The sequence below is a fragment of the Okeania sp. SIO2B9 genome (assembly GCF_010672505.1).
Classification (GTDB): Bacteria; Cyanobacteriota; Cyanobacteriia; order Cyanobacteriales; family Microcoleaceae; genus Okeania; species Okeania hirsuta.
In genome coordinates, this window is the sequence record NZ_JAAHGK010000665.1 from 1 (window position 1) to 4,187 (window position 4,187).

The 4,187-nt window shown below is 34.5% G+C and carries 7 protein-coding genes and 1 pseudogene; 5 read left to right on the forward strand and 3 right to left on the reverse strand.

The features are described from left to right. Together F6K13_RS21140 and F6K13_RS21145 are read left to right on the forward strand one after the other, a co-directional pair. The coding region (locus tag F6K13_RS21140) for a hypothetical protein (RefSeq protein ID WP_287288288.1) at positions 1 to 283 on the forward strand (283 nt) is incomplete at its 5' end. A 232-nt stretch (positions 284 to 515) separates the two neighbouring features. Continuing rightward, positions 516 to 950, forward strand: coding sequence for a bacterioferritin (locus tag F6K13_RS21145; RefSeq protein WP_124154429.1), 435 nt, complete (start codon positions 516 to 518; stop codon positions 948 to 950). Positions 951 to 1,600: 650 nt separating this feature from the next. Here F6K13_RS21145 and F6K13_RS21150 read toward each other — a convergent pair. Next, entirely contained in the window at positions 1,601 to 2,098 is a 498-nt protein-coding gene (locus tag F6K13_RS21150) for a hypothetical protein (RefSeq protein WP_124144542.1), read from the reverse strand. Between the two features lie 219 nt (positions 2,099 to 2,317). Between F6K13_RS21150 and petN the strand changes: the two genes are divergently transcribed. The 3 genes from petN to F6K13_RS21165 all read left to right on the forward strand — a co-directional run bounded on the left by petN (position 2,318) and on the right by F6K13_RS21165 (position 3,421). Next, complete coding sequence (gene petN / locus F6K13_RS21155) at positions 2,318 to 2,407, forward strand: cytochrome b6-f complex subunit PetN (protein ID WP_124144543.1); 90 nt, start codon at positions 2,318 to 2,320, stop codon at positions 2,405 to 2,407. A gap of 298 nt (positions 2,408 to 2,705) precedes the next feature. Further along, positions 2,706 to 2,885: a hypothetical protein gene (locus F6K13_RS21160; protein ID WP_192901101.1), complete on the forward strand. Its 180-nt coding sequence runs from the start codon at positions 2,706 to 2,708 to the stop codon at positions 2,883 to 2,885. A gap of 71 nt (positions 2,886 to 2,956) precedes the next feature. Further along, positions 2,957 to 3,421 carry a multicopper oxidase domain-containing protein gene (locus tag F6K13_RS21165; protein WP_338043167.1) on the forward strand — a complete coding sequence of 155 codons (465 nt, stop codon included), beginning with the start codon at positions 2,957 to 2,959 and terminating at the stop codon, positions 3,419 to 3,421. Between the two features lie 343 nt (positions 3,422 to 3,764). On the opposite strand, the gene F6K13_RS21170 is transcribed toward F6K13_RS21165, so the two are convergent. Both F6K13_RS21170 and F6K13_RS21175 read right to left on the reverse strand, forming a co-directional pair. Continuing rightward, entirely contained in the window at positions 3,765 to 3,956 is a 192-nt protein-coding gene (locus F6K13_RS21170; protein WP_287241505.1) for a PAP/fibrillin family protein, read from the reverse strand. Positions 3,957 to 3,987: 31 nt separating this feature from the next. Next, positions 3,988 to 4,187: pseudogene (locus F6K13_RS21175) on the reverse strand (fimbrial protein); the annotation flags it as partial.

A 4,187-nucleotide genomic window follows, 5' to 3' on the forward strand; every position in this document is an offset into this window, starting at 1 on the left:
CTCCGGTATGTTTAACTTGATTGCTAATTTTTTTAAGTCTGAGTCTGAAGCATCATTTATATCTATTTTGCTCATGTTGTCAGTAGCAGTAGATACTGGTGAATTTAAACTATTAGCAATCAAGTTAAACATACCGGAGCTACCAGAAAAAATTAAAGAAAATCGTCCTTACAAAGATATTAATGAACTGGCGGTCAAAGAAGTTATTAGTCCTCAACAATTAGACTTTGTGAAGAATGATATAACTGTGGCAAAACCTACCCCAGTACCAGAAGAAAATTAATTTTAAAAAAGTTTTTTTTATTGTACTATTTACCCCTACTAATATATTCCTTATTTACTTAGTAGTAACTTAGTAGTAGGGGTAGAAAAAGGTTTTGTATTGAAATTATCTATAGAGAAAATTAATATATTTCAATCTTAAATAAAAGTTAAAATAATGTATTTTGTTGATTAAATGTATATAATTCAGAAGTGAAAATTAAGCAGAAAAAATTAAGACTTGAGAAACTAAAATGATAGAACTTAATACACAAAAAGCTGTAGAGTTATTAAACTCTATTATGGAATTTGAACTAGCAGGAGTAGTGCGCTATACTCACTACTCCCTAATGGTAACAGGACCTAATCGCATACCAATTGTACAATTTTTTCAAGCCCAAGCAAATGAATCTTTACTTCATGCTCAACAAGCAGGAGAAATATTAACAGGTTTAGAAGGTCACCCCACATTAAAAGTTGCTCCAATTGAAGAAACAAATCAACATTCAGTACCAGACCTTTTAAAGGAAAGCCTTAACCATGAAGCTAAAGCTTTACAACTATATAAAAGCTTCTTGCAAGTTGTAGAAAACGCAAGTATATATTTAGAAGAATATGCTCGTACCATGATTGGTCAAGAAGAGTTACATAATATGGAAATCAAAAAAATGTTGCGTGACTACAGTTGATTAATATAACCTAGAGTAAATCTCTAAAATTATCATAGCAATCCGTCTAAAAAATGTGAATATCTGCCCAGAAATTACATATTATTTAGGATTAGAGAAAGAGCAATCGGATTGCTTCATTTTTCTCCAATACCAAAGAAAAATATCAACTATTTTGAGAAAATTTTTGTGATTATTTACCAAAAATCATCCGCTTTTTTATTGCTAAATATGCCATTGGTGATTGGAGGTATGAAATCAGTAATTTAGGTAAATTAAGAGTAATTATTTGAATGGCAAGATTAGATATTGTCTTTACTGAATTGACCGAAAAGCACATTTCTTTCTCCTGACTCGGTCCTCCTGACTCCTAAGTAGGGTTTGCTGAAAAAGTATTTTAGTAGGGGTAGGAAACAGGAGACAGGAGACAGGAGACAGGAGAAAAGGGTCGGGAGCGAGGAAGTAGGAGCGGGCGTTTTGTAAGAATGATTTTTCTGCCCAACTATGCGCCTAAAATACTAACTTTTTGAGCGTGAAGAGCTGAAACAGGCGCACTTTTTTCGTTCCCAAAAAGGCACTTGTCTTTATATGTCAATGCTTTTATATTTAATCAGCAAGCCCTAAGTAATTAAGGTTAATATCATACAGTAATTCACCAACGCCCTAAATATTTATTCATCTTCATTAGGTAGAGAAGGAACAGAAGGAAAAGATTTTATCCACTTTTGATTAATACTCCAATCCAAAACAAGGCCAGCCACAGCAAAAGCCACTACACTTTCTATACCCAAGACCATTAAAGGCCATAAATCAAGAAACCTATCCTCATAACTTAATCCCACATCAATTTGTCCCAAACCTCTGACACTGCCAAAGGCCACGACTGCTCCGGATTTTAGATGGGGGTTGCTGTCCTGACGGATAATATAACGATAAGTCACGCCAAACAGAAAACCACTAATAAAAGCAATGGCGCACTGAAACAAAAAATTCCAGCCTAGAGCTATAATTTCTAAATCTGCCAATAACTCAAACTTATGGGCCAAAAATAGGCTGTTGCCGAAAGCGATCGCCCCAGAGGTTAAAAATAGGGAAATACCAGCTATAGTTCCTGCTTTTAGAGATTCTATTCTTTCAGCAAAGGTAAAATTTGATGAGTATTTGACCATATATCATATTATTGATTACCACCGAAGGGTATCAACCATCAGTTTTTTGTCTCACTTATCTTACTATTGTTTTCAAGACTGGTTAAGATACTTAAATTGATACGCAAATTGCGATAAACTTAATATTATTATTCTGTTTGATACTTTTGATAGTCAAAATACCCTAAATCAAATATTATAAAATTTGAAGTAAATGTTTACCTTTTTCTAAATGTAGTTATGGATATTTTGTCATTAGGCTGGGTTTCACTTTTAGTTGTGTTCGGCTTCTCTATTTCGATGGTAGTCTGGGGTCGTAACGGTTTCTAGAAACTAAGCATCCGTTTTTATAAACCTAATTTTTTTGATGCGATCGCACTAAATAGCTTTTCTGAGCAACACCAGAGATGGGGTAGGTTTGTTACCTCTCCCCATCAACCTTAGAAAATAACATTGCTTAACCAATAATTATTTATATAAAATTCCTCCTCATCTTCTCAAGCAAATATCAATCAAAAAATATAGGTAAGCAGAATTACTTTTATCCCTACTTATTGAAAAAAATAGAAAATAACTATATTTTAATTATTGACTTTTTAATAAAAAGTGTCAATAACTTTCTATAACTATGGCTAATCCCCTAGAGCCAGAAAAATCAGTAATTTGGAACAGACGGCAATTCTTAAAGCTAGGTTTAGTAGGTAGTGGAGTAACTTTAGCTGGCATTACCACTCAATATATTATACCTGCATTGTCATCATCACTCGAAGCTAGGGCAGCCATCAATACTAGAGTTGTTGGGAAATAAAAATTGAACAATGCTCAAAAGCTTATTCTATAAGGTTTTCAGGATTCTAGGACTTAAAAACGCTATAAACTTTGACCAATAAGGGTTTTAGCCTTTTTTTTAGCTTAATTCCCAACAACTCTACTATAGAATTAAATCCTACAAATACCCTAAGAGAATTTGATTATGGAATTATCAAACAAGAAAACGGTCGTCAAATCCGAGAATTTCAGATTAAAGCAATTAATTCTAAATTACAACTAAATCAAGCAGTATCCTTTATTAGTTGGAACTATAATGGTCGGGTGCCTGGGCCAACATTAAGAGCAACAGAAGGGGAAAGAGTCAGAATAATTTTCGAGAACGAAGGTGGTCACGCCCACACAATGCACTTCCATGGCATTCATCCAGCAGAAGTAGATGGAGTGCGTCCAGTGCGTCATGGGAAAACAACCATTTATGAATTTGACGCTCAACCTTTTGGCGTTCATCTCTATCATTGCCATATTACTCCAGTAACTCGTCATGTCAGCAAAGGGTTGTACGGTATGTTTTGACTATATCAATAGACATCTCCAATAATAAAAAATCAAATCAATTATCGCACAGAAATTATTAATTCTTTCCCCCTACTCTGTACGGACGTTGCATGGAACGTCCCTACCACTCCCTCTTTTGTGGAGATATAGCAATGTGCGCTGGCATATTTACAAATTGCAGGAGGTGTCCAATAGCTAAAAGTCTTATATGATTCCTACGGAATGCTTGCGCAAACGGTTTTTTATTCCCCCAGATGAGCTGTTGCCTGTTGCCTGTTGCCTATTGCCTGTTGCCTGCGCGCAGCGCTATATCTATTAGACATCTTCATAAATTAAATACTCAAATTTGAGCTTTGATCGACTATTTATGCTGTCGCTCACAAACTAGAACAGTTCCCTTTTCTCCCCGTGTAATGCGAAGTTCTTCATCTAAATAAAGCACTTCTAAAGGACCTTTAGGCGATCGCTTCATTGTAAAAGAAATTTCTCCTGTTTCTGTATTCATGCCTTTGGGTGGCACTAACCCAAATATCAACTTTAAAAATACAGACATTAATTGTTCTTTCAACCCTTTCTTTGATAATTTATCGTTGACTAAATATATCTTTCCAAATTAACAAATTTTCACCCTTTTGTGGAGTTAAAGTTCCTCCAGTAAATTCGACTTGTAAGGTTTTATTATCGGCAGGATAACAAACACCTAAATTACGAACAATACCTTTTAATGGTGGGAATAATTCATCAATAATACTAAACTCAACTACAATATCATGGCTACGTTTTT

What these genes read in the sequence shown, in the direction of transcription:
- F6K13_RS21150 (WP_124144542.1), bottom strand. Translation starts at nt 2,098, where the DNA reads ATGGTCAAATACTCATCAAATTTTACCTTTGCTGAAAGAATAGAATCT.
- F6K13_RS21145 (WP_124154429.1), top strand. Translation starts at nt 516, where the DNA reads ATGATAGAACTTAATACACAAAAAGCTGTAGAGTTATTAAACTCTATT.
- petN (WP_124144543.1), top strand. Translation starts at nt 2,318, where the DNA reads ATGGATATTTTGTCATTAGGCTGGGTTTCACTTTTAGTTGTGTTCGGC.
- F6K13_RS21160 (WP_192901101.1), top strand. Translation starts at nt 2,706, where the DNA reads ATGGCTAATCCCCTAGAGCCAGAAAAATCAGTAATTTGGAACAGACGG.
- F6K13_RS21170 (WP_287241505.1), bottom strand. Translation starts at nt 3,956, where the DNA reads ATGTCTGTATTTTTAAAGTTGATATTTGGGTTAGTGCCACCCAAAGGC.